The organism is Pseudoalteromonas sp. TB25 (assembly GCF_000497995.1).
GTDB lineage: Bacteria > Pseudomonadota > Gammaproteobacteria > Enterobacterales > Alteromonadaceae > Pseudoalteromonas > Pseudoalteromonas distincta.
Genome location: NZ_AUTI01000029.1, coordinates 1 through 1,057 on the forward strand (window position 1 = coordinate 1; position 1,057 = coordinate 1,057).

Below are 1,057 nucleotides of genomic sequence, written 5' to 3' on the forward strand. Positions count from 1 at the left end.
GGCTTGCGCATCTTTACTTAGCAAATTTACATAAATTGGGTATTTAGGCATTAGTTCAGCAATGAAAACCTTTTGGCCAATACCTGTTAGGTAGTCGGCTGTTGGAAAATCCATTGAGAAAAAGTGCTCTTCAAGCCACTGCCAAAAAGGGCTACTGCCGTTTTCGTCAGACACACCGCGCATTTCTGCAATCACTGTTTGTGCAAAACGCTCTTGATGCTGCTTTATAAACATAAAGCGCGCTTTGGAAAGTAGCTTACCATTACAATTTTTACGATAGCCATCTTTTAAAAACAATGTGCAAAGCTCTGTAGCGCCTGTGTAGTCGTTACATAGCGTTAAAATATCAACCGCTTTGTATACGTTTAATGTGCGCGAAGAGTGAATCACTTTACTTAAGTGATAATGATAAAATGCATCATCAAGCCCTACCGCAGCTTCAATTGCAGACGTACCTACAACATCACCGGTTTCGCTATCTTCAAGAACAAACAGGTAGCCTTCGTCACCGGGTTGTGACGTTTGCTTAGCAAATGAACTTACAGAATGGTCTATTTTCTTTTGCAATAGTTCTTCGTTTAATGGCAAAGACGTAAAACCATGCCCAGATTCGTGGGCAATTTTCAGTAATGCTGAGTAATCATTTTGCTGGATTGGGCGAAGGATCATCATGAGTCCGCTTGCTCCCTTATAAATAACGGTAAATAGGAATTGCAGGGCAAGCGGTGCTTGCCCTTAATTGGTTGGCTTAAGTCGCTTATGCGTTTACTACGCTTGCTACTGCTTTTTCAAAGCGTGCCATACCTTCGCGAATGTCCGCTTCAGGAATTACTAAAGATGGAGTAAAACGTACTACGTCTGCACCGGCAACTAGTGACATAAGGCCTTGCTCAGTACCTGCCACTAAAAACTCTTTTGCACGACCTTTGTATTGCTCGTTCACTACTGCACCAATTAATAAACCTTGGCCACGGATTTCGCTAAATACGTTGTATTTTTCGTTAACCGCGCTAAGTAGTTCATTAAATAATGCGGCTTTTTCTTTTACGCCAGCCAG

At 42.0% G+C, this 1,057-nt stretch carries 2 protein-coding genes; both read right to left on the reverse strand.

All coding sequences use genetic code 11. The annotated features are described in order from the left end of the window. The coding region (locus L652_RS0100550; protein WP_024603175.1) for an arginine N-succinyltransferase at positions 1–672 on the reverse strand (672 nt) is incomplete at its 3' end. Between the two features lie 85 nt (positions 673–757). Continuing rightward, positions 758–1,057, reverse strand: a 300-nt coding sequence (locus tag L652_RS0100555; protein ID WP_024603176.1) for an aminotransferase class III-fold pyridoxal phosphate-dependent enzyme, incomplete at its 5' end; no start/stop codon positions are given.